The following is a 26,979-nucleotide window of genomic DNA, read 5'->3' as shown; positions in this document are numbered from 1 at the left end:
CGGCGGGCGCCGCCGGGCTCGCTCAGACCGGTTCCCCGTAGGGCTCCGGGGCGTCGGGGTCCTCGATGTCGGGGTCCTCGTAGGCGTACTGCTCACCGTGGGTGTCCGCGTCCTCGGCGGACGGTGTGTCCACGTACCGCAGGACGCCCCACAGTGCGCTGGGCCCCGTCTCGTCCGGTCCCGGCCCCGCACATCCCTCCAGTCGGCGCCGCAGCGCGTCGACGTCGAGCCCGGCGCCGATCAGCACCAGCCGCGTCGACCGGGGTTCACCCGGCGGCCACGGCCGCGGGGTGAAGCGCAGGAAGCCGCCCACCGCGTGGACCGTCCAGCACCGCTGCCGCTCGTCCCCGCCGAGCAGGACGTGGCCCTTCATCCGGTACAGCCCGGCCGGGCGCTCGTCCAGGAACTCCAGCAGTCGGCGGGGGCTGAGCGGTTCGTCGCAGGTGAACGACAGCGCCTCGTAGGCGTCGTGCGGGTGCTCGTGCGCGTCGTGCCCGTGCCCGCACGCGTCGGGCCCGTCCTCCGCGTACAGATCCTCGAACGAGAGCTGGCGGACGGCTGGCTCCCCATCCCGGGCGGCATCGTGGTCGAAGAGCAGTCCGGGGTCGATCCGGCCGTGGGCCGCGGCGACGACGGGGGTGCCCCCGGCCAGCGAGTTCAGCCGTTCCAGCAGCGCGTCGCGTTCACCGGCGGGCACACGGTCCGTCTTGTTGAGGACGACCAGGTCGGCCACACGGACGTGCCGCTCCAGCTCCGGGTGGCGTCGGCGCACGGCGTCGAACTCGGCGGCGTCCACGACCTCGATCAGGCCCCCGTAGACGATGCGCTGGTCGGTGCTGGCCAGCAGCATGCGGATGAGGGTCTGCGGTTCGGCCAGTCCGCTCGCCTCGATGATGATGAGATCGATTCCGGCGGCGGGACGGGCGAGGGCGTCCAGCACCTCGTCCAGGTCCTCGGTGTCGACGGCACAGCACAGGCAGCCGTCGCCGAGCGAGACCATCGAGTCCACCTGCCCGGACACCGTCATGGCGTCGATCTCGATGGCCCCGAAGTCGTTGACGACCGCCCCGATGCGCACGCCCCTGCGGTTGCGCAGGAGATGGTTCAGCAGCGTCGTCTTGCCGGAGCCGAGGAAACCCGCGAGGACGATGACCGGAATACGGTGTGTGACCACCTGTGCCCCTTCTCACGCAGACATGCGGCACCGCCGGAGGCGGCCCTCGGGTGAAACGGCAGTCGATCGTAACGGAGGTTAGGCTCACCTCCGTGACCACATGCGCGAGCGCCTCCCGGAACCGGGCCGAGCCCCTCGCGGCCACCGCCGCGACCGCCCGCACCTGGCTGCTGCTCGAACAGCCGGGCCCGTGGGGCACGGACGCCCTGCACGCCAGTCACCTGGACCGCGACACCGCCCGCACCCTGACCGCCGCCGTCGAGGGCACCGACGTGCGCGTGGCGCTGATCCGCCGCCCCGGCCGGCACGCGGACCGCACTCCCCGGCCGCCGCGCCGCGTCTACCTGGCCCACACCCTGCCGGGGGCGTCCTGGGTCCGCACGTGGCTCACCGACACGCCGGAAACCCTCAGCGCCCTCGACTTCGCGGCGCTCGGCCGCGGGGAGCACGGGGGCACCGGCGAGCCGTACCGCGGCGATCCGCTGGCCCTGGTGTGCACCAACGGCCGGCGCGACCGCTGCTGCGCGCTCCTCGGCCGCCCGCTGGCCGAGGAACTGGCCGCCTCCGGGGACGCGAACACCTGGGAGATCACCCACATCGGTGGCCACCGCTTCTCCCCCACCCTGCTGGTGCTGCCGTACGGCTACGCCTACGGCCGGGCCGACGCGCCCGCGCTCAAGGGCGTCCTGGGCGCCGTGCGACGCGGCCGCGTGGTCACCGAACGGTGCCGGGGCCGCTCCGCCTGGGGCCGCGCCGGGCAGGCCGCGGAGCTGGCGGTCAGGGAGCTGACGGGCGAGGAGGACGCCGACGCGCTGACCCTGGACGAGCCGCCCGCCGACGCGTCGCGGTGGGCGCTGGTGGTGCGCCACCGCGACGGCCGGTCCTGGCGCGTCGACGGCGTGACGGAGCCGGGCCCCGCGGTACCCGCGAGCTGCGGGGCCGCCCCCGGGCCCCAGCCCCGCGCACAGGCCGTCGCCGTCACCGCCGCGGACTGAACCGGTCCTCAGACGGCACCCGCACCCGTCAGCGCACGGACCTCCGTCTCGGCGTGCTGGAAGGGGTCGGGGCGCTCCCGCCCGCCCAACGTGCCGAGCCAGCCCGCGAGGAAGCCCAGCGGGATGGAGACGAGCCCCGGATTCTGCAGCGGGAACCAGGCGAAGTCCCGCGCGGGGAACAGCGCGTCCGGGCTGCCCGACACCACCGGCGAGACGACGACCAGGGCGATCGCCGGAATCAGCCCGCCGTACACCGCCCACAGCGCGCCGCGCGTGGTGAAGCGCCGCCAGAACAGCGTGTAGAGCAGCACCGGGAGGTTGGCCGAGGCCGCGACGGCGAACGCCAGGCCGACCAGGAACGCCACGTTGAGGTTCTGGGCCAGCAGTCCGAGTCCGATGGCGAGTGCGCCGATGCCGATGGCCGCCAGCCGCGCGACCGTCACCTCGCTCGTCCGGCGCCGCCGACGACGGGCCAGCGAGCCGTACAGGTCATGGGCGATGGCGGCCGATGAGGCGAGGGTGATCCCGGCGACGACGGCGAGGATCGTGGCGAACGCGATCGCCGCGACGACGGCGAACAGCACCGTGCCGCCCGTCGTCCCGGCCCCGCCGCCGAGGAAGCGGGCCAGGAGCGGCACCGCCGTGTTGCCCGCGGCGTTGTCCGCCCGCACCGCGTCCGAGCCGAGCAGCGCGGCCGCGCCGAACCCCAGGACGATCGTCATCAGGTAGAAGCTGCCGATCAGGCCGACGGCCCACAGGACCGAACGGCGCGCCGCGCGGGCCGTGGGAACCGTGTAGAAGCGCGAGAGGATGTGCGGCAGGCCGGCCGTGCCGAGGACGAGCGCGAGGCCGAGGCTCACGAAGTCCGCGCGCGAGGTCCAGCTGTCGCCGAAGAGCAGCCCGGGCGCGAGGAACTCGTCGCCGTGCCCGCTGCGCTCGGCGGCTCCGGAAAGGAGGGAAGCCGGATCGCCGCCGAAGCGCAGCAGGACGAGGGCGGTCAGGGTGATGGCGCCGCCCATGAGGAGAACGGCCTTCACGATCTGGATCCACGTCGTCCCGCGCATCCCGCCGAACGCCACGTAGACCACCATGAGCGCCCCGACGCCGACGACCGTCCAGGTGCGCACCTGGGAACCGGTGTCGCCCAGCAGCAGCGCGACCAGCGTCCCGGCCCCGACCATCTGGGCCACCAGGTACATCAGCGACACGGTCACCGAGGCCGTGCCGGAGGCCACCCGGACCGGGCGCTCGCGCAGCCGGGAGACGAGGACGTCGGCGAGCGTGAAGCGCCCGCAGTTGCGGACCAACTCGGCGACGAAGAACAGTACGACCAGCCAGGCCACCAGGAAGCCCACCGAGTAGACCATGCCGTCGTACCCGTACAAGGCGATGAGCCCGGAGATGCCCAGGAACGAGGCGGCCGACATGTAGTCCCCGGCGATGGCGAACCCGTTCTCCAGCGGGGAGAAGAGCCGCCCGCCCGCGTAGAACTCCTCCGGCGACCCCTGGCGCCGACGCCCGGCCCACGTCGTGATGGCGATCGTGACGGCGACGAAGACGCTGAAGAGGACCAGCGCGGGGAGCCGGTCGTCGTGCCAGCTCACCGCACCGCCTCCCGGGTGCGCTGCTGGGTCTCCCACCGCAGGTCGAGAGCGGCACGGTCCCGCCGGAAGTGGGCGTGCCAGGCGTACGCGCCCACCAGCAGGGCCGTGCTGAGGAACTGCCCGAGCCCCGCGAGCAGACCCACGTTGACCGGGCCGCCGCCCACGGGCGTGGCCATGAGGCCGGGGGCGGTGGTGGCGGTGACGATGTACGCGAGGTACCAGAGGAGGAACACGACGGCGGCGGGGAAGACGAACCGGCGGTGGCGGCGCCGCACCTCCTGGAACTTCGCGCTGCGGTGCACCGCGAAGTACACGGCCGCCAGGCCGTCGTCACGTGGCCGCTCGTCGCGAGCGTCTCGGGCGTCTCGGGCGTCTCGCGGGCCTTCCGGTCCGGCGTCCTGTGGACCCAGGCCCGCCGGGACGCGACGCTCGGCCGACGGGTGCGGCCTGCTGGGCGGCAGCGGCTGGGCGTTCCACGGCACGGCCCCGCCCGACGGAGCGTTCCTGCACCCGCCCCCGGGCCGGGACCGCTCGGCCGCCGGGCCGGGAAGGCCGGAGGCCACCGCGTCGTACCACGGGTCGTCCTCGTACCGCAGCGCGCCGCCGTCGTCGTCCGGACCGCCTTGCTCTGTCACCGCACGTCTCCTCAGATCCCCCGGGGGGCTTCCCGGGGCACCCAGGATGGCGAGACGGACGGTGAGAGGAGCGGGGCTTGCGGCCACCTTCACCTTTTCAGGTGATGCTCGAACGGTCGCGGCACGGAGCTTCGGGGCCGCGACCGTTCGGCGCGGAGCCGTCCCGGCCCGGCGCACGGGTGCGGGACGGCGTCCGGCTCAGACGTCGATCCGGGAGCGGTCCAGCGTCGCCGCCGAGGTGGTGATGAACTCCTTGCGCGGCGCCACCTCGTTGCCCATGAGCAGGTCGAAGGCCTTCTCCGCCGCCTCCAGGTCGCCGATGTTGATACGCCGCAGCGTTCGGTGCCGCGGGTCCATCGTGGTCTCCGCGAGCTGGTCGGCGTCCATCTCGCCCAGACCCTTGTAGCGCTGGATGGAGTCCTTGAAGCGGATGTTCTTGCTCTGGAGCTCCAGCAGCGTCTGGCGCAGCTCGTTGTCCGAGTACGTGTAGCGGTACTTCTCCTGGCCCTTCCTCGGGTTGATCAGCTCGATGCGGTGGAGCGGCGGCACCGCCGAGAAGACCCGGCCCTGCTCGACCATGGGCCGCATGTAGCGCTGGAAGAGGGTCAGCAGCAGACACCGGATGTGCGCCCCGTCGACATCGGCGTCGGCCAGGAAGATCACCTTGCCGTAGCGCGCCTGGTCGATGTCGAACGTGCGCCCCGACCCGGCCCCTATGACCTGGATGATCGACCCGCACTCCGCGTTCTTGAGCATGTCGGAGACGGAGGACTTCTGGACGTTCAGGATCTTGCCCCGGATGGGCAGCAGGGCCTGGAACTCCGAGTTCCGGGCGAGCTTGGCCGTACCGAGCGCGGAGTCACCCTCGACGATGAACAGCTCGCTGCGGTCCACGTCGTCGCTGCGGCAGTCCGCGAGCTTGGCGGGCAGGGCCGAGGACTCCAGAGCCGTCTTGCGACGCTGGGCCTCCTTGTGCTGCCGTGCGGCGATCCGCGTGCGGGCGGCGGCCACGGCCTTCTCCAGCACCGTCCGGGCCTGCTGTTTGGCGTCGCGCTTGGTGGAGGTCAAGAACGCCTTCAGCTCCTTGGCGACGACCTGCCCCACGATCCGGGACGCCGCCGAAGTGCCGAGCACCTCCTTCGTCTGGCCCTCGAACTGCGGCTCGGCCAGGCGGACGGTGACGACCGCGGTGAGCCCCTCCAGGGCGTCGTCCTTGACGATGTCGTCCTCGGCCACGCGCAGCAGCTTCGTCGCGCGCAGCACCTCGTTGACCGTGCGGGTGACCGCACGCTCGAACCCGGCGACGTGCGTCCCGCCCTTGGGCGTCGCGATGATGTTGACGAACGAGCGGACCGTGGTGTCGTAGCCGGTGCCCCAGCGCAGCGCGACGTCCACGCCGAGCTCCCGGGTGACCTCCTTGGGCATCATGTGCCCGCGGTCGTCGAGCACCGGGACCGTCTCCTTGAAGGTGCCCTGGCCCTCCAGCCGGATGACGTCGTTGAGCGGTCTGTCCTGCGCCAGGAACTCGCAGAACTCGCTGATGCCGCCGTCGTAGCGGAAGACCTCCTCGGCGGCGGCCGAGCCGTCCCCCGTGCCCCGCTCGTCCCGGACGGTGATCGTGAGCCCGGGCACGAGGAAGGCCGTCTGGCGGGCGCGGGCGTGCAGCGTCTCCAGCGAGAGCTGGGCGTCCTTGAGGAAGATCTGGCGGTCCGCCCAGTACCGCACCCGGGTACCGGTGCGGGTCTTCGGGATCTTCTTGCCCTTGAGCAGCCCGCCGGACGGGTCGAAGGGGGCCTCGGGGCCGGACTCGGTGAAGATCCCCGGGACGCCGCGGCGGAAGCTGACGGAGTGCGTCCTGCCGCCGCGGTCGACCTCGACGTCCAGGCGGGCCGAGAGCGCGTTCACCACCGAGGCGCCGACGCCGTGCAGACCGCCGGAGGCGGCGTACGAGCCGCCTCCGAACTTGCCTCCGGCGTGCAGCTTCGTCATGACGACCTCGACGCCGGACAGACCCGTCTTCGGCTCCACGTCGACGGGGATTCCGCGGCCGTTGTCCCGGACCTCCACGGAGCCGTCCTCGTGCAGGAACACGTCGATCCGGTCGCAGTGGCCGCCGAGCGCCTCGTCGACCGAGTTGTCGATGATCTCCCACAGACAGTGCATGAGCCCCCGGCTGTCCGTGGAGCCGATATACATGCCGGGTCGTTTCCGCACCGCCTCGAGGCCCTCGAGAACGAGGAGGTGCCGCGCGGTGTAGTTGGAACCGTCCCGGTCCGCTCCGGTCAGCAGCGCTGTGGACGACGGCACAGACGTCTCGGCGGTCACGCGGTTCGCTCCTCGCTGAATCCAACTGGGGGTGGCTTGCTTGCCGGACAGAGGGTACCGAGGCATAGGAGCCCTGGTGAGCAGCCACCCACGGGTAAACCTATGCTAGAGGAGAGTCGTATGCACGTTCGATAACCCAAGCGGGTGACGTGTACATCACGTTCCCTTTGAGGCATGAACCATCTAGGCTCCGGGCACGTCCTCCGATACAAGCCGGGTGACTTCCCGGAACCAACCTCAGGACGAACGGCATGAGACCCGCAAGCAACCAGTAACCCTTCGCAATACGGCTCTTTCGCCGCCAACCGGTGACAGCCAACCCCTCGGCCGAAGAAGTTTCGAGGAAATGCTCCGGGCGGGAACATTCTCGGACTGGTTGGATGTTGACCCTGGTACGACAGCTCGTCGAGCTAGAGAAGAGGCGACGTGACTACTGTTCTGACCCCCGCGAGCCCGCTGACGGCGGCGGACCGCTGCGACCGTTGCGGCGCCCAGGCATACCTGCGCGTCGTGCTCGTGAGCGGTGGCGAGCTGCTGTTCTGCGCGCACCACGGCCGCAAGTTCGAGCCGGAACTCAAGAAGATCGCCGCCGAGATACAGGACGAGACGGAGCGGCTCACCGCCACTCCCGCGAACGCGTCCGACGACGAACGCTGACCTGCGGGTCTGCCGGAGTCGGCCCCGTTCTTCGGAGCCGGCCTCGCGGACGAGTGCTTCACCGGCCCATGAGCCGGGAAACGGCGGGCGGTCCCCCCGAAAGGGGGCGGCCGCCCGTCGTCGCACGCGGGCCGCCCTCGCCTCGGCCCTCCCCTGCCTCATGCACCCGGGCCTCACATACCCGTCAGCGGTGCTCCTCGATCAGTTCACGCAGGGCGCCCACCCGCGTGTAGACACCGGGCAGTCCGGCGCGGCCGCAGCCAACCCCCCACGACACCAGCCCCACCACGCGCCCCTCGGCCACCAGAGGCCCCCCGCTGTCCCCCTGACAGGCGTCCCGGCCCCCTTCGGGCACCCCGGCACAGACCATCGTCCCGGCCTCGTACGAGCCCGACGCGCCCTTCGCATACGCCTCCTCACACTGCGCGTCCGCCAGGACCCGCACGGATGCCGCCCGCAGCCGGCTGGCGTACATCCCGTTCCCGCGCACGTCCCCCCAGCCGAAGACCGTGGCCGCCGTGCCCGGCTCGTAGGCCTCGTCCCCCTTCTCGGCGAGCGGCAGCGCCGCCTCGGCGGGCAGCGGCCGGGCCAGGGTGAGCACGGCCAGGTCACCGGAGTTCGTCCGGCTGTCCCACTCGGGATTGACCCACACCTCGGCGACGCCCACCTCACGTCCCGCGCCGGTGCGCAGATCGGTACGCCCTGCGATGACCCGCAGATCCCCGACCTGCGGGAGCCGCTCTCCCAGCACCTCCTCGCTGAAGCAGTGCGCGGCCGTCACGACCGTGTCAGGGTCGACCACCGCGCCCCCGCAGAACTGCCCTGAGCGCCCGTGACCGAACTGCTGACGGCTCGCCACCGCGACCACCCAGGGGTGCTCCTCCGAGGTGACGGCGTCGCCGCCGATGACCCGTGGAGCGGCCGAGGCCGAGAGCGGCCCCGGCGCGACGACATGGCCGAGGGGCAGGGCGAGCGTGAAGGCGCCGAGCAGCAGGCGCGGGAAGTTCCTCATAGGGCTTCCTGACTCTACGCACCCAGGACGTCACACAGAGCCCTCCCGCCCTCGGTTTCGCCCGATCGGGAACCCCTCGCACACACGGTCAGCGGACGACGCCCCGAGGCCCGCCCGTGCGGGACGGTCGGCCAAGCACAGCGCCCCCGGACCGCGAAGGATCGGTCCGGGGGCGCTGTGGGGAGTGCGGCTCAGTCCAGGTAGTCGCGCAGGACCTGCGAGCGGGACGGGTGCCGGAGCTTGGACATGGTCTTCGACTCGATCTGGCGGATGCGCTCACGCGTCACGCCGTAGACCTTGCCGATCTCGTCCAGGGTCTTCGGCTGCCCGTCGGTGAGGCCGAAGCGCATGGAGACGACGCCCGCCTCACGCTCGCTGAGCGTGTCGAGGACCGAGTGCAGCTGCTCCTGGAGGAGCGTGAAGCTGACCGCGTCGGCCGGGACGACCGCCTCGGAGTCCTCGATGAGGTCACCGAACTCGCTGTCGCCGTCCTCACCCAGCGGCGTGTGCAGGGAGATCGGCTCCCGCCCGTACTTCTGGACCTCGACGACCTTCTCCGGCGTCATGTCCAGTTCCTTGGCCAGCTCCTCCGGAGTGGGCTCGCGGCCCAGGTCCTGGAGCATCTGGCGCTGGACACGGGCCAGCTTGTTGATGACCTCCACCATGTGGACCGGGATACGGATCGTGCGGGCCTGGTCGGCCATGGCGCGGGTGATGGCCTGCCGGATCCACCACGTCGCGTACGTGGAGAACTTGTAGCCCTTGGTGTAGTCGAACTTCTCGACGGCGCGGATCAGACCGAGGTTCCCCTCCTGAATCAGGTCCAGGAAGAGCATGCCGCGGCCCGTGTAGCGCTTGGCCAGGGAGACCACGAGACGGAGGTTCGCCTCCAGCAGGTGGTTCTTGGCCCGGCGCCCGTCCTCCGCGATGATCTCCAGCTCGCGCTTGAGCTTGGGCGCCAGCTTGTCCGAGTTCGCCAGCTTGTCCTCGGCGAAGAGACCCGCCTCGATGCGCTTGGCGAGCTCGACCTCCTGCTCCGCGTTGAGCAGCGGGACCTTGCCGATCTGCTTGAGGTAGTCCTTCACCGGGTCGGCCGTGGCACCGGCCGCGGCGACCTGCTGGGCCGGGGCGTCGTCCTCGTCCTCGTCGGACAGAACGAAGCCCTCGCCGGTCTCGCCCTCGGCCTTGCCCTCGGGCGCCGCCTCGTCGCCCTTGCCCCGCTTGGCGGTCGGCTCCTCGACGACCTCGTCGTCGCCCTCGAGCAGCTCGTCGACCACGGACTTCTTCGCGGTCGTCTTCTTGGCGGCGGCCTTCTTCGCCGTCGTCTTCTTCGCCGCCGTCTTCTTGGCCGCGGTCTTCTTGGCCGCGGCCTTCTTGACGGGCTTGGCCTCGGCGGCCGGAGCCGCGGCCGTATCCGCCACCGCGGCGGTCGCGGCCTCCGCCGGAGCGGGGTCGGCGGCAGGAGCGGCCTTCTTGGCCGCGGTCTTGGCAGCGGCCGGCTTGGCGGCGGCACGCCGGGCCGGTGCCTTCGCCGCGGCACTCTTACGGGTGCGCTTGGGCGCCTCGGCGGCACTCACCATCAGCGTCACACCCTCCTCGTCGAGGATCTGGTTGAGGCTGCGCAGAACGTTCTTCCACTGGGTTGGCGGAATCTGGTCAGCCTCGAAGGCCCGACGCACGTCGTCGCCGGCGATCTGCCCCTCAGTCTTTCCCCGCTCGATGAGCGCCATCACAGACTCGGACTCGGCGATCTCCGCGGGGAGCGTACGGGATGTGCTGGCCGACACGAACAACCTCTCGGAACGATGGGAACGGCTACGACCCTGCCCACGGGGGGCCGAGCCGAGGGGCACCGGCGGGGATGAACCGGCTGCCCGGGCGAGCAGTGCAGGGTGGGAACACAACGCCGATTCGAGCGCACGGTATTCCCGCTGTGGCTACTACCTCTTGAACCATCGCGCTGTCCGCGTGAAGCGTTACGCCCAATCCGCGTGTCGCGAGTCACAGGACATAAGTGTACGTACAAGAGTGTATGACCCATATCTGCCAAGGCGGCGGGAGCGGGACGCGGTCGCGATCAGCGACGGCTCGGGTCCCGTACGGGTGCCGGCCGTACAGAAAGGCGTCGCCGGATTCCACTCTGCGGGAATCCGGCGACGAGGGAAGACGATGGGCGTCGCGGGGGCCTCAGTGCTCGCGCGGCGGAGGGACGATGTGACCGTCCCCGGCCGCCGTACCCGCCGTCTCGGGGTGCACGGACAGCAGCTGGCGCATCGCCGCCTCGGCGGCGGCGGGCTCCCCCGCGTCGAGCGCGTCCACGATCCGCTGGTGCTCGGTGACCGCCGCCTCCGTGGGGCGCTCACAGCCGGTCGCGGGCCCGCCGGAGACGTGCAGCGCGGCGCAGACGATGCCGGAGAGGTGCTCCAGCATCCGGTTGCCCGCGGCCTGCAGCAGCAGGGTGTGGAACTCGGTGTCGGCACGGGAGAAGGTCAGGGCGTCGCCCTGGGTGAGCGCCCGGCCCATGATCTCCACCATGTCCGCGAGACGCTGCTGCAGCTCGTCGTGGCCGTGCCCCACCGCGAGCCTGGCGGCCAGCGGTTCGATCGCCCAGCGCAGCTCACGCAGCTCACGCCGCTGGTCGTCCCGCTGGGGCCCGAAGGCCCGCCACTCGATGATGTCGGGATCGAGCAGGTTCCAGTCGCTCACGGGACGGACCCGCGTACCGACGTTGGGCCTGGCGCTGACGAGGCCCTTGGCCTCCAGCACGCGCAGCGACTCCCGGACCACGGTGCGGGAGACCTCGAACCGCTGTCCGATCTCCTCGGGCACGAGCGGGCGGTCCGCACCGAGGTCCCCGGAGACGATCATTTGGCCGAGCTGCTGGACCAGTTGGCCGTGCAGGCCGCGTCCGCGGCTGCCGGACGCTCTCCGCCCGGCCCGGGCGAGGTCGGGCTCGCCGCCGTCCCAGGCCGGAACGCTGGTGGTCGCCCGCGGTACGCCGGTGGATTCGGCGTAGGAGTAGCGTCCCAGCTCGCCGCGGGCCGGGTCGGCGGGACGGGAGGACGTCATCGTGGAGTGCGCAAGGGTAGTCACGCATCCTTTGTCGGCGGCCGATCCAACGGGCTTGAGGGCTTTGGTGAAAAGCACACGAAAGGGTGATCGTCGCCCCCTGTGCGATTGACGCCGCGGGCTCACCCCGACGCAGGAGGCGGTCCGCGCAGGTCAGACGCGTCGCCGGGGATCCTCAGCGGGCCCTTCCGTAGAGGGTGGTGCAGGCGTAGGCGAAGAACAGTGCGGCCAGCGAGACGGCCAGCGCGCCGCTCACCGGCTGGGAGAGCAGCCGGGCCGCAGTGGGCGCCCAGGAATCGGCGCCGCCCGGCCAGCGCAGGAGGATCAGCGGCTCCAGGCGCTGGGAGAGCGCGGTGACGGTGTCGACGTTCCCGTCGACGAGGAGACGGCGCACCACGGGGGCGAGGGCCAGCGGCACCGCGACCACGGCGGCGGTCCCGAGGATCGTCGAGCGGAAGACGGCGGCGGCCAGCACCCCGGCCCAGGCACAGCCGACCGCGAGGCAGGCCGTCGCCCCGACGTCCACGGCCCAGTGCGGGGGCAGGCCGAGAAAACCGGTGCCGTAGCAGGCGGTCAGCGCCGCGGCGTTGACCAGGACGGCACCGAGCGTGAGCAGCAGGGCGACAGCCGAGGACACGGCGAGCTTGGCGGCGAGCAGCCCCAGCCGGCGCGGCACCGGGGCCTGGGCCGGAGCCAGTGCGGGAAACCGGAACTCCTGGCCGAAGGACAGGGCCCCCAGCAGGCCCGCCGTGGCTGCCAGCGGCGGCAGGGGCAGGAGGTCCGGCCATCCGGTGAGCGCCCGAGCGCCACCCCCGTCGGCCTGGTGACCGAGCACCAGGGCCGCCACGAGGCCGGCCAGCAGTGTGCCGCCCAGGAGAAGCCACGTACTGCGGATGCCGCTGAGCCGCCGCAGCTCATAGCGCAGCGGCCGACAGGGGCCGGGCGGGGCAACGGTCGGCACCCGCGGCGAGGCGCCCGCCCCCCGCGTTCCCAGGGCCGCACCGCCCCAGACAGCACCGGCGCCGCGGGGCGCGGCGTGACCGCCGCGGCCGGGGCGGCGATCTCCACCCCGGCCGTCGGCGCGTTCGAGCGGCGGTGCGGCGCGGCTGCCCGTGTCACCCACCTCGTCCGCGAGCTGGTGGACGAGGATGCCGTGGCGGTAGGCGATCTCTCCCACCATGGCGCAGGTGCTGCCATAGACGGAGATCCTGCCGCCACTCTCCTCGACGATCTCCACCGGCTGTGCCGTCCCGGTGTCTGGGCCGGAGGTGATGGCGCCCGGCCGGGCCGCGTGTACGGGCCGCGGGCGCGCGGCGCCGGAGCGCTGGGCGGTGAGCCCTCCCGCCCAAGCCGCGCTCCGTGCCTCCTGGGCGAGGACGGCGGCCAGCCGCCGGGCGTGCGGCGAGGTGACGACCACCCGCGGTCGCAACCGGGTACGGGCGAAGTCGTCCGCCTCCTGGTCGGCCAGGAGGCGGCCCCCCTCGATGGTGACGACGCGGTCGGCGATCCGGGCGGCCTCCTTGGGGTCTCGTGTCGTGGTCAGGACCAGACCACCCTGCTCGGCATAGCCCCTCAGGAGGTTGTGGAGCCAGGCGACCTCCCGGGCTGTCAGCCCCTGCGCGGGATCGTCCAGCACCAGCGTGTGGGGGTCGCCCAGCAGTGCCGCCGCGAGCCCCAGCCGACGGTCCATCCCGAGGGAGAAGGCGGCGAGCCGCTGATCGGCGAGGCCGCTCAGCCCGACGACGTCGAGCAGCTCGTCCGCCCGGTCCGCGGGGACTCCCGCCACCGCTGCGAGCATCCTGAGGTGTCCGCGCGCCGTCCGTCCCGGGTGGCCGGGGACGTCGCCGAGGAGAACTCCCACCTCGTGGGCCGGCTGCCGCACCTGGTGCAGCGGACGGCCACGGAAGAGGGCCACCCCGCGGCCCCCTTGCAGCTGAAGCATGAGCCGCAGGGTTGTCGACTTGCCGGCACCCGTGGGCCCGAGCAGCGTGGTGATCCGCCCCGGCCTGGCCTCGAAGGTCAGGTCGTCGACGACGGCCGGCCGTCCGCGGCGGGGGTCGCTGGTGAGTCCGATCGCCTGAATCATCGCTTCTCCGCTGAGCGCACGAGCAACGTTCAGCACGATAACGCGACATATCCGACTTTCCGGTCAGCACGGCGGGCTGCCGGGGTGTCGGGGCCGCTCATACCTCCGGGCGCAGCATCGGCGGGTTCAGCAGCGTGGCGCCTCCGGCACGGAAGAGCTGGGCGGGGCGGCCACCCTGACGTGTCGTCGTTCCTCCCGTCGGCACGAGGAATCCGGGCGTACCGGTGACCTTGCGATGGAAGTTCCGCGGGTCGAGGGCGACTCCCCATACCGCTTCGTAGACGCGCCGCAGTTCCCCCACCGTGAACTCCGGTGGGCAGAAGGCGGTGGCGAGCGAGGAGTACTCGATCTTCGAGCGAGCACGCTCCACGCCATCGGCCAGAATCCGGTCGTGGTCGAAGGCCAGGCCTCCGCCAGATGCCTCGCCGGGGCCGGCGTGGGGGCCCAGCAGCCTGTCGACCGGCGTCCAGCGAGCCGTGTTCGCGTCGCCGCCCGACACGGGCGCCGGCAGGTCGGGAGCCAGGACCAGATGAGCCACGCTGACCACACGCATACGCGGATCGCGGTCGGGATCGCCGTACGTGGCGAGCTGCTCGAGGTGCGCGCTGTGCCCGTCCGGCTCCTCCACACGGAGCCCGGTCTCCTCCGCCAGCTCTCGCGCGGCGGCGGCCCCCAGGTCTTCGTCGGGCAGAACGAACCCGCCGGGCAGCGCCCACTGCCCCTGGAACGGGGCCTCGCCTCGGCGGACCGCGAGGGCGCACAACGCGTGTTTCCGCACGGTGAGGACGACCAGATCGACGGTGACGGCGAACGGCGGATAGGCCGACGGGTCGTAGGGCATGCCGTGATCATAGTCGTCTGCCTGACGATAAACAGAGGCTTGCTGGACGGCTCTTCCGCACCACCGCACACGGTCACCCACCCCCCTCTCGGGCTCCCCCGCGCGTGGCCCGCTGTCCCCGCAGCGTGGCCCGCAGCGGTTCGGGATCCAGGCCGTTGTTGCACGCCGAGTGCAGCAGACGGGCGAAGACGCACTCCGGATCCGCTTCCAGGGCCGCACCGAGCGCCACCCTGGCGTTCGTGTCGTCTCCGAGGGACCAGGCGACCCAGCCGGCCAGGGTGAGCGGCGCCGCCGCGTACTCGGCGTACACCCCGACGCAGCGGCGGCTCAGCGCCCGCCACAACCGCAGGGCCGCTTCGGCGTCCGCGCCCTCCATCCATTCGGCCGCCCGGTCCCGGGTGACCCGGTCCTGCAGACCGACGATGAGCGAGGCCGCCTCCCGTGGACAGATCCGCGCGTCGTCCCTGGTGTCCACCTCGGCCTCCGTGAGCCGGGCGGAACCCGCGGAGGTGGAGAAGCGGTCGAGAACGCGGGCGGCAAGCTCCAGGGTCTCCCCCCGAACCCCCTCCTGGGCGAAGCCGTCCAGCATGCGGGGAAGCAGGGCCGCCGCGGCGGCGTCCAGTGCTCGCTCCTGAACGCTGGCCGATTCCGTGTCCGGAGGCGTGAAACGCGCGGCCAGCTCCTTGAGCGAGCCCCGAACCCGGATGCCCGCGTAGGCCGCGGCCGCGGCCATGGCGGAGGAGCCCGACGGCGCGAGAGCCAAACCCTCGGGTGGACAGCAGCGCGCGTCGGGGCAGCAGTAACTCCAGAAGCGCCCACCGGAGATGCACAGCGCCTCGTAGACGGGCATGTCCAACGCGCCGCACGCGGTGCGCAGCTCCTGCACGAGCGGCCGGAGCCGGGCCATCACAGCCGCCGGCTGCTCCTCCTCGGAGGGGTCCTGGCAGACGTAGAGGACGGCGCCGCTCGGCCGTGGGCCGCGGGCCTCACTACCGGACAGCAGGCAGTCGGCCACCTGACGGGCCGTGCCCGGCCACTCCTCGGGAACCGAGGGGATTCCGAGCCGGATACGACCGCCGAACCGGCCGCGGTCACCGTGTACGGCCACGACGACGATGGAGTCGTCGGGGTGGTAGCCGAGCAGGTAGGGCAGGGCGTCGGCCAGCTCGGCCGGGCCGCGGAGGGTGATCTGCTGTTCGGGCCGCGAACCGGGGGACGACTGGTGGGCGATGTTCCGATCACTGTGTGTCATGGCTCGACTGTGGCTGATCGGCCACGCAGGCCCTCCACAACCAGGAGCCGACCATCGGACTGATATGCCGAACGCCGCCTTTTCCACAGCCCGGATTGGCCGCGGCGGCGCGGTGTCAGGTTGCATGGCGCCATGACCGCCAACGATTTGCGCAGTGCCGCCGACGCCGTCCTATCCCGCCTGGTGGGTGACGCCACTGGCGCGGCACGCCTGCGTGAAGACCAGTGGAAGGCCGTCGAGGCGCTCGTCGCCGACCACCGGCGGGTGCTCGTCGTCCAGCGCACGGGCTGGGGCAAGTCCGCCGTCTATTTCGTCGCCACGGCGCTCCAGCGCCGACGCGGCGACGGACCCACGGTGATCGTCTCTCCCTTGCTGGCTCTCATGCGGAACCAGGTCGAGGCCGCCGAACGAGCGGGCATCCGGGCACACACGATCAACTCGGCCAACGTCGAGGAGTGGGAATCGGTCCGTGAGGCCGTGTCGGCCGGCGAGGTCGACGTGCTCCTTGTCAGCCCCGAGCGCCTCAACAACCCGGACTTCCGCGATCAGGTACTCCCCCACCTCGCGGCCACGACAGGGCTGCTCGTCGTCGATGAGGCACACTGCATCTCGGACTGGGGGCACGACTTCCGTCCCGACTACCGGCGGCTGCGCAGCATGCTCGCCGAACTGCGGCCCGGCGTCCCCGTGCTGGCCACCACGGCGACGGCGAACGCACGGGTCACCGCCGATGTCGCCGACCAGCTCGGGACGGGGACAGGGGAAGCCGGCGCGCTGGTCCTGCGCGGTTCGCTGGACCGCGCCTCGCTCAGCCTGTCCGTACTGCCGCTCCGGGAGCCGGCCCAGCGGCTGGCCTGGCTCGACGGTCATCTGGCCGAGCTGCCGGGCTCGGGCATCATCTACACGCTGACCGTCGCCGCGGCCGAGGAGGTGGCCGCCTACCTCAGGCAGCGGGGGCACACCGTTGCCTCGTACACCGGGCGGACGGAGAACGCGGATCGCGAGGCCGCCGAGGCGGACCTGCTCGCCAACCGCGTCAAGGCGCTCGTGGCCACCTCAGCCTTGGGCATGGGGTTCGACAAGCCGGATCTCGGGTTCGTCGTGCACCTCGGGTCCCCGTCCTCGCCGATCGCCTACTACCAGCAGGTCGGCCGGGCGGGGCGCGGTGTCGAGCACGCCGAAGTGCTTCTGCTCCCCGGCTCCGAGGACGAGGCGATCTGGAAGTACTTCGCCTCGCTGAGCTTCCCGCCGGAGGACCAGGTCCGCCGCACCCTGGAGGTGCTGTCCGCCGCGGACGGCCCGCTCTCGCTCCCCGCTCTGGAGCCCCGGGTGGAACTGCGCCGGTCCCGGCTGGAGATGATGCTCAAGGTGCTCGACGTGGACGGGGCGGTACGGCGGGTTCGCGGTGGCTGGACGGCGACGGGACGGCCGTGGGTCTATGACACCGAGCGCTACGCATGGGTGGCCCGGCAGCGTGCGGCCGAACAGCAGGCGATGCGCGAGTACGCAACCACGAACGGGTGTCGGCTGGAGTTCCTGCGCCGCCAGCTCGACGACCCGCAGGCCGAGCCCTGCGGCCGGTGCGACAACTGCGCCGGGCCCCGCTTCAGCGAAGAGGTCGCCCCGGAGTCCCTGACCGCTGCCCGGGGGCAACTCGATCGCCCAGGAGTCGAGATCGAACCGCGGCGCATGTGGCCGACGGGCCTCGCGGCCGTGGGCGTGGCCCTGCGGGGGCGCATCCCGGCTGGTGAACAGGCCTCCCCCGGCCGTGCCCTGGCCCGGCTGACGGATCTGGGCTGGGGCAGTCGGCTCCGGCGACTCCTGGAGCCACAGACGCCGGACGGCCCGGTCCCCGAGGAGGTGGCACGCGCCGTCGTCACGGTGCTGGCCGAGTGGGCCAAGGGCCCCGGCGGCTGGGCCTCGGGCGATCCGAAGGCCCCGGTCCGGCCCGCCGCGGTGGTCACGGTGGCCTCCCGCACCAGGCCGCGCCTCGTGCGTTCCCTCGGTGAACAGATCGCCTCCGTCGGGCGCATACCCCTGCTCGGTGAGGTCGGCCTGTCCGAGGGGGCCGCGGCGCGCCCTTCGTCCCACGCCAACAGCGCGCAGCGCGTCCGGGCTCTGCACGACGCCGTCCACGTTCCCGGGGAACTGGCGCGGGCGGTGGCCGCGGCGCCGGGCCCGGTCCTGCTCGTGGACGACTACACCGACACCGGCTGGACGCTGGCCGTCGTGTCCCGGCGGCTGCGGCAGGCGGGCGCTCCGGGGGTGATGCCACTGGTGCTGGCGGTTCAAGGCTGACCGATCAGTTTCCGTCACTGGACGGATTTGTGCGTTGCCGGACGTCAACCCGCCAGCGACAATTGACCCTCACTCCCGTAACGGACCGCGAGGTTCCCCGTGCTCGTCGTGGCATGCGCCCCTGCCCGACAGCACCGTTCCGCCGGGCGCACAGAAGGGAGAGCCGTGACTGTCGCCGCCGCATCGGCACCGACCACCGACCCCACCTCCCGCTTGGCCCGCACCGTGGAACCGGCCGAGTGGACAGCGTCCGGCATACCACTGCTGCGCAATCCGCGAGAGATCGTCACCGGGCTCCACGCGCGACACCGGCCGACGCCGCCCACCGTGGTCGTCGCCGTGCTCGGGCCGGAGGAGCGGGTGGCGGCCAGCGCCTCGTTCAGCAGGGGCACCGGCCTGCCGGACGGCTGGGAGTTCCGCAACGCCCTGCTGGACCAGCTGCGTCGCGTCATCCCGCACGACCTGCGGCTGCGCCGCCCCATACGCACGGCGGTACTGCTCTACTGCCGTGCGGGGGACGGCCGCTGGACGGAGGAGGACGGGGCGTGGATGTGGGGGCTGCGGGACGCCTGCACCCTGCACGGGCTCCGCTGCGGCGCCTACATCACCCTCACTCCGCACGGGTGGCGCGTCCACGGGGACGACCGTCAGGGGCGCCGTCCGGCGGCCGTGGGCCGGGGCGAGCACCCCTGACCCGCGCTCCCGCGAGGCTCAGAGCAGGCTGCGCAGCCGCTCCGGGTCACCGCAGACGATGAGATCCGTACCGGCCTTGGCCAGGGCCGCGGGCAGCGTCCTGGCGACGTCCGCGTCCGTGCCCCCGTTGACGGCGACCACGACCACGGGGCGGGAGGTCGTCCGGGTGACCGCGGAGGCGAGCGCGTAGAAGACGTCCTCTCCCTCCGTCTGCTGCCGCCAGTACGACTCCTCGCCGAACGAGAGCTCGTGTTCGGCCCACGGGTGGGGCTCGCCCGTCGTCAGCACCAGGATGTCGGCGGGGGCGCGCCCCTCGTCGAGCAGGGTGTCAACGGTGTCGTCCGCGGTGGCGACAGCGGTGTCTGGGGTGGCGGCCTCCAGCCGGATCCGCGCTGTGCGGACAGGCGTTGGCGTCACTGTCGCCGTGCCGGAGGACGGCGACGTGCTGCGCGCGGCCCGGGACGGACCGGGGCCGGGGCGGCTGCCGGCACCACGTGGCGGGCCGGGACGGGGGCCGGGGCGCGGCCCCGGTACGGCGGGGCGAGGCGGCTGGGGTACACGGGCGGCGCCCGCAGAGGTGCGGGGGCCGGGAACGCTGGGGCGGATCTGAGGCTCCTCGGAGCTGTGCGGCATGGATGTTGTCTATCAAACGTGGGGCGGTGGCGTGTGGGCGGGTTCCTGCGCCCCGATGGCAAGCGTCAGAACAGTTCGGCCTGTTCCACCTCGATGCCCTCGGTGGACGGCCCAAGAACGGAGGTGAGCGGATGGGGTTTCCTGAGGTGCTTCCAACGGGGCAGCGCGTCCAGGTACGCCCAGGTGAGCCGGTGGTGCGGGGTCGGCCCCAGCTCCTCGAGCGCCGCGCGGTGCACGGGAGCCGGGTAGCCGGCGTTGCCCCTGAAGTCGAACGCGGCATGCTCCTCGCCGAGTTCGGCCATCAAGGTGTCCCGCTTGACCTTGGCCAGCACCGAGGCCGCGGCCACCGGGACACAGGAGCGGTCGCCCTTGATCACGGTACGGACCCGCCACGGTGCCCCGAGGTAGTCATGCGCCCCGTCGAGGATCACCGCGTCCGGGCGCTCCGGGAGCCCTCCCAGTGCGCGCTCGGCGGCGAGCCGCAGGGCGGCCGTCATCCCGAGGGCGTCGATCTCCTCCGGCCAGGCATGACCCAGGCTGTGTGCCGTGACCCAGCGGCTCAGTACCTCCGCCAGCTCGGTCCGGCGATCCCGGGTGATCAGCTTGGAGTCGGTGAGTCCCTCGGGCGGGCGGCGCAGCCCCGTCACGGCCGCGCACACGGTGACCGGGCCGGCCCAGGCGCCACGTCCCACTTCGTCGACACCGGCGATGATCCGGGCGGACGTCGTCGCCCGCAGCGAGCGTTCGACGCGATGTGTAGGTGGGTCGTACGGCACGCCTCCAGCCTACTCGGCCACCCCCGGCGTCCATGCGGGCAGGTCCTCGGTCGCCGCGGTCCAGCCGGCGGGCGGAGGCACCTGCGCGGACGCGGCCAGGACCCCGCCCACGATCGCACAGGTCGTGTCGACGTCGCCGCCGGCCTGGGCGGTGGTCCAGATCGCGTCGGTGAAGCTTCCGCCGTGCCGGGCCACGGCCCACAGGGCGAAGGGCACGGTGTCGTGGGCGCTCGTCCGCCGTCCGCAGCCCAGGACGGCCGCCACGGTGCTGACGTCCACGTAGTCCAGCAGGTCGACGGCGCGCCGCAGCCCGGCACCGACCGCGCTGCGCGGCACGAGGTCGACGACGGCGTTCAGCAGCTCGGCCCCGCTCCCCTGCCGCCACGGGTCCGCCTGCGCCCGCAGGGCCGCGGCCGCCGCCACGGCCATCGCCCCGCACACGGCCTCCCGGTGCTGGTGGGTGACGAAGGCGCTCAGCTCGGCTTCCGCCACCGCCCGGGACGGGTCCTCGGAGAACCAGGCGCCGACGGGGGCCACGCGCATGGCCGCCCCGTTCCCCCACGAGCCCCGGCCGTCGAAGAGGGCCGCGGCCAGCTCGCGCCAGTCCGCCCCCTCCTGCCGGATCAGCCGCAGCATGCGGTTCACCGCGGGCCCGTAGCCGCGGTCGAAGTCGTGGTGGAGGGCGAACGCGGAAGCCAGCGCATCCTGGTCAACGGTCCCGTGTTCGTGCAGGACGGCCACCACGGAGGCGGCCATCTCCGTGTCGTCCGTCCACTGCCACGGTCCCGGGGGCGGCTCCCGGCGGGCGAGCAGCGGATAGTTGTCGGGTACGAAGAACTGCGAGCCCAGGGCGTCCCCGACGGACAGGCCGCGCAGGCTCGCCCGGGCACGGCTGAGACGGGCGGAGTCAGCGGTCATGATGCCGAGCACTTTAACCGCCCGGCACGCGGAGTCCCCGGGTTCGCGCCGCTCCCGGGCGCGGTGTCACAGCAGCTCGGAGGAGTCGGGTACACACCACCGCTCGAAGGGACGGTCGAGGTGGTAGCGGTCGTCCCGGCCGAGGAGGAGGGCCCGGGTCTCCCCGTTCGCGGGATTCGACAGGGACTCGAACTCAGCGACGCTCCAGTGCATCCAGCGCATGCAGAACAGCCGCATCGTGAGCCCGTGGGTCACCAGGAGCACGTTCGGCGGATGGTCCGCTGCCTGGAAGCTGCGCCACAGGCTCTCCAGGAAGGCGCCCACCCGGTCGTAGACGTCGGCACCCGACTCGCCCTGCGAGAAGCGGTAGAAGAAGTGGCCGTAGGCGTCCCTGGCCGCCTTCTGGGCACGCACGTCCGCCCAGTCCTGCCAGTTTCCCCAGTCCTGTTCCCGCAGGCGAGGCTCCTCGCGCACCCGCGCCCGCGCGGGATCGAGGCGCAGGGCGCGGAAGGTCTCGTGCGTGCGGCGGTAGGGCGAGACATAGGCCGAGACCCGTTCGTCGCCGAACAGCGCGCGCAGTCCGTCGCCGGCCTGCGCGGCCTGCCGCCATCCCTCGTCCGTCAGCCGCAGGGCGTGGTCGGGGACACGGGAGTACACCGAGTCGTCGACGTTGCCCTCGGATTCGCCGTGCCGGAGGAGAACGATCCGCCGAGGTCGTGCCATAGGGACAGCCTAAGCTCGCGTTCCCCGCCGGGCAGCACCCCGCCGCGCGGAGCCCGGCCCCGGCCGGCGGCGTCGGCCGCACGGGCGTGCGACGGGTGGAGCGTGCGGGGGTGAGGTGTCACACCGTCCAGGAGGGCTGGAGGTCGATCACGTCTCCGTCGACGGCGGCGATGTCGGCCCCGGTCTGGGCCCGGAGTGACAGCCGCTCGATCCGCTCTTCCCGGTATTTGCCGTGCTCGGCGGCGGAGTCCCACATGGACAGCACGAGGAACTCCTCGGTGTCCGGCGCCTGGGCGAAGAGGCCGCGGACCATGCCCGGAGACCCGGCCATGGCCGGGTTCCACACCTTCTCCTGCATCAGCACGTAGTGGTCCACGCGCTCGGCCCGCACCGTGCAGTGCGCCACCCGCAGGAGGTCCGTGTCGGTGAACTCGGGGCTGAAGCCCGTCTTCACGTCGAAGCGGTACTCGAACAGCAGCGTGCGCAGGTCCCGGTAGGTACCGACCTGCGCCGCGTGCAGCCGGTCATGGGATCGGGCCATGAAGGAGTCGTAGAAGGCGCGGCTCTCCCAGAAGCCGAAGAGGTGCACGACCGCGTCCCGCGTACGGCTCCATCCCCCGCCCTGCCCCCGGAACCCCGGTTCCCCGAGGAGGCCTGCCCACTTCCGCTGCCCGCGCTCGAACCCACGACGATCGACCACGGTGCACCGCATCCACTTGACCAGCACCGCGCCATCGTACGGGCATCTCAGCCGCTGATCGTCCGATACCGCTGACGCAGCATCCCCAACTCCTCCTCGGTGAGGTCGATTCCGAACTCCCGCTCCAGCAGGGGACCCAGCTCGTCCGGGCTCACCGCGCGGTCCTCAAAAGAGCCGTTCGGACCGGCCAGCCGGAGGCGGTCTCCCACGAAGGTGGTCCGCTGGTGGGCGCCCGGGCGCTGCACGATGGGCCGCTGGGTGAACACGCTGTCGGGGTGCGTGGACACGTAGTAGTTGGCGACGAACTGGTCCGGCGGATACGCGGGCTGCTCGGTGAACGCGTAGAGGTCGAACCAGCCCTCGGGACGCAGGGTGCGCAGCACCCAGACGCCACCGTCTTCCCGGGCCACGGAGAACGTCCAGTCCCCCTGGTGCGTCTGCACGCCTTCCCGCAGCCGGACGGGAGCGTGGGGCCCGTCGCCCCCGAAGCCCACGTCGGCCACCCAGCGTTCCCCCTCGGCCTCGACGGTGAGGAGCATGTGGGTGGCGGGCAGGAGCTTGTCCCGATCGCCCATGCGCACCCGGGCCGCGTGCGCGGTGAACGAGAAGCCGACGCGCTCGAGCACGGCGGCGAACAGGGAGTTCTGCTCGAAGCAGTAACCCCCGCGGCGCCGGGTGACCAGCTTGTCCTGCAGAGCCGTCAGGTCCAGCGGCACCGGACGGCCCAGCATGATCTCCAGGTTCTCGAACGGAATCCGCGCCGCGTGGGCGCGATGCAGTTTCCCCAGAGTGGCAGCGTCGGGCCGCGGCGTCGCGCCGGGGAGGTTGATGCGGGAGAGGTACGCGTCCAGGTCGAGCTTCTCTGCTTGCCACATGATCGTTCCAACGCGCGCCGGACCACCCCCATTCCCGCACTGACGCGTCGCCGACCGACCGCCCTCGGCCGCGACACGCGTGAGGCGGGGCCCCAGACCGATACCCGGGACCCCGCCCCCTCCCCCCCGGCCGCTGGGCCGGGGGGAGGTGCGTCAGCTGCAGCCGCTGGTGGAGCCGCAGCCCTCGCAGAGGTAGCAGCTGCCCGCACGGCGCATCTTGGTGCCGCAGGAGAAGCACAGGGGTGCGTCCGCGTTCAGGCCGAGCCGCATCTCCGCCAGCTCCGTGGAGTTGTGCGCCTGGGGCTGGCCGGTCACCTGGACCTCCGGATCCGGTGCCTGCTGCGGCTGCTCGACGTGGCGGGGAGCGGACTGCGCCAGGCTCTCGACGTCCAGCTCCTCCTCGGGCTCGTAGGACCCCGTCTCCAGGTGCCGCTCACGCTCCGCGGCCGAGTGGATGCCGAGCGCGGACCGCGTCTCGAAGGGCAGGAAGTCCAGCGCCAGGCGGCGGAAGATGTAGTCGACGATGGACTGGGCCATCCGCACGTCCGGGTCGTCGGTCATTCCGGCCGGCTCGAAGCGCATGTTGGTGAACTTCGAGACGTAGGTCTCCAGGGGAACGCCGTACTGGAGGCCGACCGACACGGCGATGGAGAAGGCGTCCATCATGCCCGCGAGGGTCGAGCCCTGCTTGGACATCTTGAGGAAGACCTCGCCCAGGCCGTCGTCCGGGTAGGAGTTCGCCGTCATGTAGCCCTCGGCACCGCCCACGGTGAACGAGGTGGTGATGCCCGGACGGCCCTTGGGGAGCCGACGGCGCACGGGCCGGTACTCGACGATCTTCTCCGGCGCCGCGCCCTGGTCGCCCTCCGCCTTGTCCGCGTCCTTCGTCTTGGCCGACAGGGGCTGACCGACCTTGCTGTTCTCGACGTAGACGGCCAGGGCCTTGGTCCCGAGCTTCCAGCCCTGGAGGTAGATCTCCTCGACGTCCTCGACGGTGCTGCTGCTGGGCATGTTGACCGTCTTGCTGATGGCGCCGGACAGGAACGGCTGCGCGGCCGCCATCATCCGCACGTGACCCATCGGCGAGATGGCCCGCTCACCCATGGCGCAGTCGAAGACCTCGTAGTGCTCGGGCTTGAGGCCCGGGGCGTCGATCACGTTGCCGTGGTCCGCGATGTGGGTGACGATCGCCTCGACCTGCTCGTCCTGGTAGCCGAGCCGCTTGAGGGCCTTCGGCACGGTGTTGTTGACGATCTGCATGGAGCCGCCGCCGACGAGCTTCTTGAACTTCACCAGCGCCAGGTCCGGCTCGACGCCGGTGGTGTCGCAGTCCATCATCAGGCCGATGGTGCCCGTCGGGGCGAGCACGCTGGCCTGCGCGTTGCGGAATCCGTTCTTCTTGCCCAGGCGCAGGACGTCCTGCCAGGCCTCGGTCGCGGCGGCCCAGACGGGGGTGTCCAGGTCGTCCATGCGCTTGGCCACGTCGTTGGCGTCGGCGTGCTGCTGCATGACGCGGTTGTGCGCGGCGGAGTTGCGGGCGTACCCCTCGTAGGAGCCGACGATCCCGGCCAGCTCGGCGGAGCGCCGGTAGGAGGTGCCGGTCATCAGGGAGGTGATGGCGCCGGCGAGTGCGCGACCGCCGTCCGAGTCGTAGGCGTGGCCGGTGGCCATCAGCAGGGCGCCGAGGTTGGCGTAACCGATGCCCAGCTGGCGGAAGGCGCGGGTGGTCTCGCCGATCTTCTCGGTCGGGAAGTCGGCGAAGCAGATGGAGATGTCCATCGCGGTGATGACCAGCTCGACAACCTTGGCGAAGCGTTCGGCGTCGAAGGCCTGGTTGCCCTCGTCGTCGTCCCGCAGGAACTTCATCAGGTTCAGCGAGGCGAGGTTGCACGAGGAGTTGTCCAGGTGCATGTACTCACTGCACGGGTTCGAGGCGCTGATGCGGCCCGACTCCGGGGAGGTGTGCCAGTGGTTGATGGTGTCGTCGTACTGGATGCCCGGGTCGGCGCAGACGTGGGCGGCCTCCGCCATCTTGCGGAACAGCTCGCGGGCGTCGACCTCCTCGATGACCTCGCCGGTCATCCGGGCGCGGAGGCCGAACTTCGAGCCCGACTCGACGGCCTTCATGAACGCGTCGTTGACCCGCACGGAGTTGTTGGCGTTCTGGTACTGGACGGAGGTGATGTCGTCCCCGCCCAGGTCCATGTCGAAGCCCGCGTCGCGCAGGGCGCGGATCTTCTCCTCCTCCTTCACCTTGGTCTCGATGAAGGCCTCGATGTCCGGGTGGTCCACATCCAGGACGACCATCTTGGCGGCCCGGCGGGTGGCGCCGCCCGACTTGATGGTGCCGGCGGAGGCGTCGGCACCGCGCATGAAGGACACCGGCCCCGAGGCGTTGCCGCCGGAGGAGAGCAGTTCCTTGGAGGAGCGGATGCGGGAGAGGTTCAGCCCGGCTCCGGAACCGCCCTTGAAGATCATCCCCTCTTCCTTGTACCAGTCGAGGATCGACTCCATGGAGTCGTCGACGGAGAGGATGAAGCAGGCCGAGACCTGCTGCGGCTGCTTGGTGCCGACGTTGAACCAGACCGGGGAGTTGAACGCGAAGATCTGGTGGAGGACGGCGTAGGCCAGCTCGTGCTCGAAGATCTCGGCGTCGGCGGGCGAGGCGAAGTAGCCGTGCTCCTCGCCGGCCGCGCGGTAGGTCTTCACGACGCGGTCGATGAGCTGCTTGAGGCTCGTCTCGCGCTGCGGGGTGCCCACGGCGCCGCGGAAGTACTTGCTGGTAACGATGTTGGCGGCGTTGACCGACCAGAACTCGGGGAACTCCACACCCCGCTGTTCGAAGTTGACGGAGCCGTCCCGCCAGTTGGTCATGACGACGTCACGGCGCTCCCAGACCACCTCGTCGTAGGGGTGGACCCCCGGGGTGGTGTGGATGCGCTCGACCCGCAGGCCCCCGGCCGTGCGACCGGACTTCACAGCCTTCTCCGGCTTGCCGGCCTTGGCTCGTGAGCCTCGTGCCGGGCCGCTCGTCGTCTCTGTCATTCCCGCCTCCCTGGTAAGGGCGTAACGCCCGATGTGCCCGTTTTCTTCCGGGTCACGATGTCTGACTGCCGCCGGACCCGCATCGACCGGCGCGGATCCGGTGAGGTCCTGGCTGTGCGTGCCGCTCAGTCGCCGGCGACCACCGGCGCCGGGGCGTCCGGCCGGACTCCGGCACCTGGCGCCGCGCCCTCGGCGCCCTGTTCCGGCACGGAGTGCCGGAGCTCGGTGATGGCGCTCTCGAAGTCCTCCAGCGTGTCGAACGCCCGGTAGACGGACGCGAAGCGGAGGTAGGCGACCACATCGAGTTCCCGCAGGGGCCCGAGTATGGCGAGGCCGACGTCGTGGGTGGACAGCTCGGCGCTCCCGGTGGCGCGCACCGCCTCCTCGACCCGCTGGCCGAGCTGGGCGAGCGCGTCCTCACCGACCGGCCTGCCCTGGCACGCCTTGCGTACCCCGGCGATCACCTTGTCCCGACTGAAGGGCTCGGTGACGCCGCTCCGTTTGATCACCATCAGTGACGCGTTCTCCAGCGTCGTGAAACGACGGGAGCAGTGCGGGCACTGACGGCGCCGGCGGATCGCGGTGCCGTCGTCCGCCGTCCTGCTGTCGACGACCCGGCTGTCGGGGTGCCTGCAGAAGGGGCAGTGCATGGCGAACCACCTTCCTCA

Annotated in this window: 22 protein-coding genes; 4 read left to right on the top strand and 18 right to left on the bottom strand. The window is 71.9% G+C overall.

All coding sequences use genetic code 11. The features are described from left to right. Window positions 1-22: 22 nt before the first annotated feature. Complete coding sequence (locus HPT28_RS00450) at window positions 23-1,174, bottom strand: GTP-binding protein (RefSeq protein ID WP_219088175.1); 1,152 nt, start codon at window positions 1,172-1,174, stop codon at window positions 23-25. Window positions 1,175-1,266: 92 nt separating this feature from the next. Between HPT28_RS00450 and HPT28_RS00445 the strand changes: the two genes are divergently transcribed. Further along, window positions 1,267-2,169 (top strand): sucrase ferredoxin, encoded by a 903-nt coding sequence (locus tag HPT28_RS00445; protein ID WP_219088174.1) that lies wholly within the window; start codon window positions 1,267-1,269, stop codon window positions 2,167-2,169. Between the two features lie 8 nt (window positions 2,170-2,177). Here the strand turns inward: HPT28_RS00445 and HPT28_RS00440 are convergent, their stop codons facing one another. From HPT28_RS00440 to HPT28_RS00430, 3 genes are all read right to left on the bottom strand, one after another. After that, entirely contained in the window at window positions 2,178-3,773 is a 1,596-nt protein-coding gene (locus HPT28_RS00440; RefSeq protein ID WP_219088173.1) for a cation acetate symporter, read from the bottom strand. Beyond that, window positions 3,770-4,408: a DUF485 domain-containing protein gene (locus tag HPT28_RS27670; RefSeq protein WP_374226899.1), complete on the bottom strand. Its 639-nt coding sequence runs from the start codon at window positions 4,406-4,408 to the stop codon at window positions 3,770-3,772. The genes HPT28_RS00440 and HPT28_RS27670 overlap by 4 nt, the downstream gene beginning before the upstream one ends. 198 nt (window positions 4,409-4,606) lie before the next feature. Continuing rightward, window positions 4,607-6,733, bottom strand: coding sequence for a type IIA DNA topoisomerase subunit B (locus HPT28_RS00430; protein WP_219088172.1), 2,127 nt, complete (start codon window positions 6,731-6,733; stop codon window positions 4,607-4,609). 426 nt (window positions 6,734-7,159) lie between these two features. Here HPT28_RS00430 and HPT28_RS00425 point away from each other — a divergent pair, with 426 nt between their 5' ends. Further along, window positions 7,160-7,390: a hypothetical protein gene (locus tag HPT28_RS00425; RefSeq protein ID WP_191209959.1), complete on the top strand. Its 231-nt coding sequence runs from the start codon at window positions 7,160-7,162 to the stop codon at window positions 7,388-7,390. Window positions 7,391-7,574: 184 nt separating this feature from the next. Here HPT28_RS00425 and HPT28_RS00420 read toward each other — a convergent pair whose 3' ends face one another. The 6 genes from HPT28_RS00420 to HPT28_RS00395 all read right to left on the bottom strand — a co-directional run bounded on the left by HPT28_RS00420 (window position 7,575) and on the right by HPT28_RS00395 (window position 15,650). Then, window positions 7,575-8,402, bottom strand: coding sequence for a trypsin-like serine protease (locus tag HPT28_RS00420; protein WP_219088171.1), 828 nt, complete (start codon window positions 8,400-8,402; stop codon window positions 7,575-7,577). Window positions 8,403-8,593: 191 nt separating this feature from the next. Beyond that, window positions 8,594-10,189: an RNA polymerase sigma factor gene (locus HPT28_RS00415; RefSeq protein ID WP_308119020.1), complete on the bottom strand. Its 1,596-nt coding sequence runs from the start codon at window positions 10,187-10,189 to the stop codon at window positions 8,594-8,596. Between the two features lie 400 nt (window positions 10,190-10,589). After that, window positions 10,590-11,549 (bottom strand): FadR/GntR family transcriptional regulator, encoded by a 960-nt coding sequence (locus HPT28_RS00410; RefSeq protein WP_308119019.1) that lies wholly within the window; start codon window positions 11,547-11,549, stop codon window positions 10,590-10,592. Between the two features lie 97 nt (window positions 11,550-11,646). Continuing rightward, entirely contained in the window at window positions 11,647-13,557 is a 1,911-nt protein-coding gene (locus HPT28_RS00405) for an ATP-binding cassette domain-containing protein (RefSeq protein WP_219088168.1), read from the bottom strand. Between the two features lie 97 nt (window positions 13,558-13,654). Continuing rightward, window positions 13,655-14,398 (bottom strand): NUDIX domain-containing protein, encoded by a 744-nt coding sequence (locus HPT28_RS00400; RefSeq protein ID WP_219088167.1) that lies wholly within the window; start codon window positions 14,396-14,398, stop codon window positions 13,655-13,657. Window positions 14,399-14,471: 73 nt separating this feature from the next. After that, entirely contained in the window at window positions 14,472-15,650 is a 1,179-nt protein-coding gene (locus tag HPT28_RS00395) for a DUF4192 domain-containing protein (protein WP_219088166.1), read from the bottom strand. A 132-nt stretch (window positions 15,651-15,782) separates the two neighbouring features. Here HPT28_RS00395 and HPT28_RS00390 point away from each other — a divergent pair, with 132 nt between their 5' ends. Further along, a complete protein-coding gene (locus tag HPT28_RS00390) occupies window positions 15,783-17,948 on the top strand; it encodes a RecQ family ATP-dependent DNA helicase (protein WP_219088165.1) in 2,166 nt (721 codons plus the stop codon). A 165-nt stretch (window positions 17,949-18,113) separates the two neighbouring features. Continuing rightward, entirely contained in the window at window positions 18,114-18,641 is a 528-nt protein-coding gene (locus HPT28_RS00385) for a hypothetical protein (protein ID WP_308119018.1), read from the top strand. Between the two features lie 18 nt (window positions 18,642-18,659). Here the strand turns inward: HPT28_RS00385 and HPT28_RS27315 are convergent, their stop codons facing one another. The 8 genes from HPT28_RS27315 to nrdR all read right to left on the bottom strand — a co-directional run bounded on the left by HPT28_RS27315 (window position 18,660) and on the right by nrdR (window position 26,961). Continuing rightward, a complete protein-coding gene (locus tag HPT28_RS27315) occupies window positions 18,660-19,058 on the bottom strand; it encodes a hypothetical protein (RefSeq protein ID WP_306824556.1) in 399 nt (132 codons plus the stop codon). A gap of 281 nt (window positions 19,059-19,339) precedes the next feature. After that, entirely contained in the window at window positions 19,340-20,050 is a 711-nt protein-coding gene (locus HPT28_RS00375) for a ribonuclease HII (RefSeq protein ID WP_219088163.1), read from the bottom strand. 9 nt (window positions 20,051-20,059) lie between these two features. After that, window positions 20,060-20,968, bottom strand: coding sequence for an ADP-ribosylglycohydrolase family protein (locus tag HPT28_RS00370; protein WP_219088162.1), 909 nt, complete (start codon window positions 20,966-20,968; stop codon window positions 20,060-20,062). A 66-nt stretch (window positions 20,969-21,034) separates the two neighbouring features. Further along, the gene (locus HPT28_RS00365; RefSeq protein ID WP_219088161.1) at window positions 21,035-21,691 is read right to left on the bottom strand and encodes a histidine phosphatase family protein; all 657 of its coding nucleotides are present in this window, start codon (window positions 21,689-21,691) and stop codon (window positions 21,035-21,037) included. A gap of 118 nt (window positions 21,692-21,809) precedes the next feature. Next, on the bottom strand, window positions 21,810-22,418 hold the full coding sequence (locus HPT28_RS00360; protein ID WP_219088160.1) for a YdbC family protein: 609 nt from the start codon (window positions 22,416-22,418) through the stop codon (window positions 21,810-21,812). A gap of 20 nt (window positions 22,419-22,438) precedes the next feature. Further along, window positions 22,439-23,266 carry an arylamine N-acetyltransferase gene (locus HPT28_RS00355; RefSeq protein ID WP_219088159.1) on the bottom strand — a complete coding sequence of 276 codons (828 nt, stop codon included), beginning with the start codon at window positions 23,264-23,266 and terminating at the stop codon, window positions 22,439-22,441. Between the two features lie 153 nt (window positions 23,267-23,419). Beyond that, on the bottom strand, window positions 23,420-26,311 hold the full coding sequence (locus tag HPT28_RS00350; RefSeq protein ID WP_219088158.1) for a vitamin B12-dependent ribonucleotide reductase: 2,892 nt from the start codon (window positions 26,309-26,311) through the stop codon (window positions 23,420-23,422). A gap of 125 nt (window positions 26,312-26,436) precedes the next feature. Next, entirely contained in the window at window positions 26,437-26,961 is a 525-nt protein-coding gene (nrdR, locus tag HPT28_RS00345) for a transcriptional regulator NrdR (RefSeq protein WP_219088157.1), read from the bottom strand. Window positions 26,962-26,979: the final 18 nt, after the last annotated feature.

This window comes from Streptomyces sp. JJ38, from assembly GCF_019303475.1.
In the GTDB taxonomy this organism is placed as follows: domain Bacteria; phylum Actinomycetota; class Actinomycetes; order Streptomycetales; family Streptomycetaceae; genus Streptomyces.
This window is presented reverse-complemented; position numbering and strand designations above follow the sequence as displayed.

Coding starts and splice junctions, on each gene's coding strand:
- HPT28_RS00420 (WP_219088171.1), bottom strand. CDS start 8,402: ATGAGGAACTTCCCGCGCCTGCTGCTCGGCGCCTTCACGCTCGCCCTG.
- HPT28_RS00405 (WP_219088168.1), bottom strand. CDS start 13,557: ATGATTCAGGCGATCGGACTCACCAGCGACCCCCGCCGCGGACGGCCG.
- HPT28_RS00400 (WP_219088167.1), bottom strand. CDS start 14,398: ATGCCCTACGACCCGTCGGCCTATCCGCCGTTCGCCGTCACCGTCGAT.
- HPT28_RS00395 (WP_219088166.1), bottom strand. CDS start 15,650: ATGACACACAGTGATCGGAACATCGCCCACCAGTCGTCCCCCGGTTCG.
- HPT28_RS00390 (WP_219088165.1), top strand. CDS start 15,783: ATGACCGCCAACGATTTGCGCAGTGCCGCCGACGCCGTCCTATCCCGC.
- HPT28_RS00370 (WP_219088162.1), bottom strand. CDS start 20,968: ATGACCGCTGACTCCGCCCGTCTCAGCCGTGCCCGGGCGAGCCTGCGC.
- HPT28_RS00365 (WP_219088161.1), bottom strand. CDS start 21,691: ATGGCACGACCTCGGCGGATCGTTCTCCTCCGGCACGGCGAATCCGAG.
- HPT28_RS00355 (WP_219088159.1), bottom strand. CDS start 23,266: ATGTGGCAAGCAGAGAAGCTCGACCTGGACGCGTACCTCTCCCGCATC.
- HPT28_RS00350 (WP_219088158.1), bottom strand. CDS start 26,311: ATGACAGAGACGACGAGCGGCCCGGCACGAGGCTCACGAGCCAAGGCC.
- nrdR (WP_219088157.1), bottom strand. CDS start 26,961: ATGCACTGCCCCTTCTGCAGGCACCCCGACAGCCGGGTCGTCGACAGC.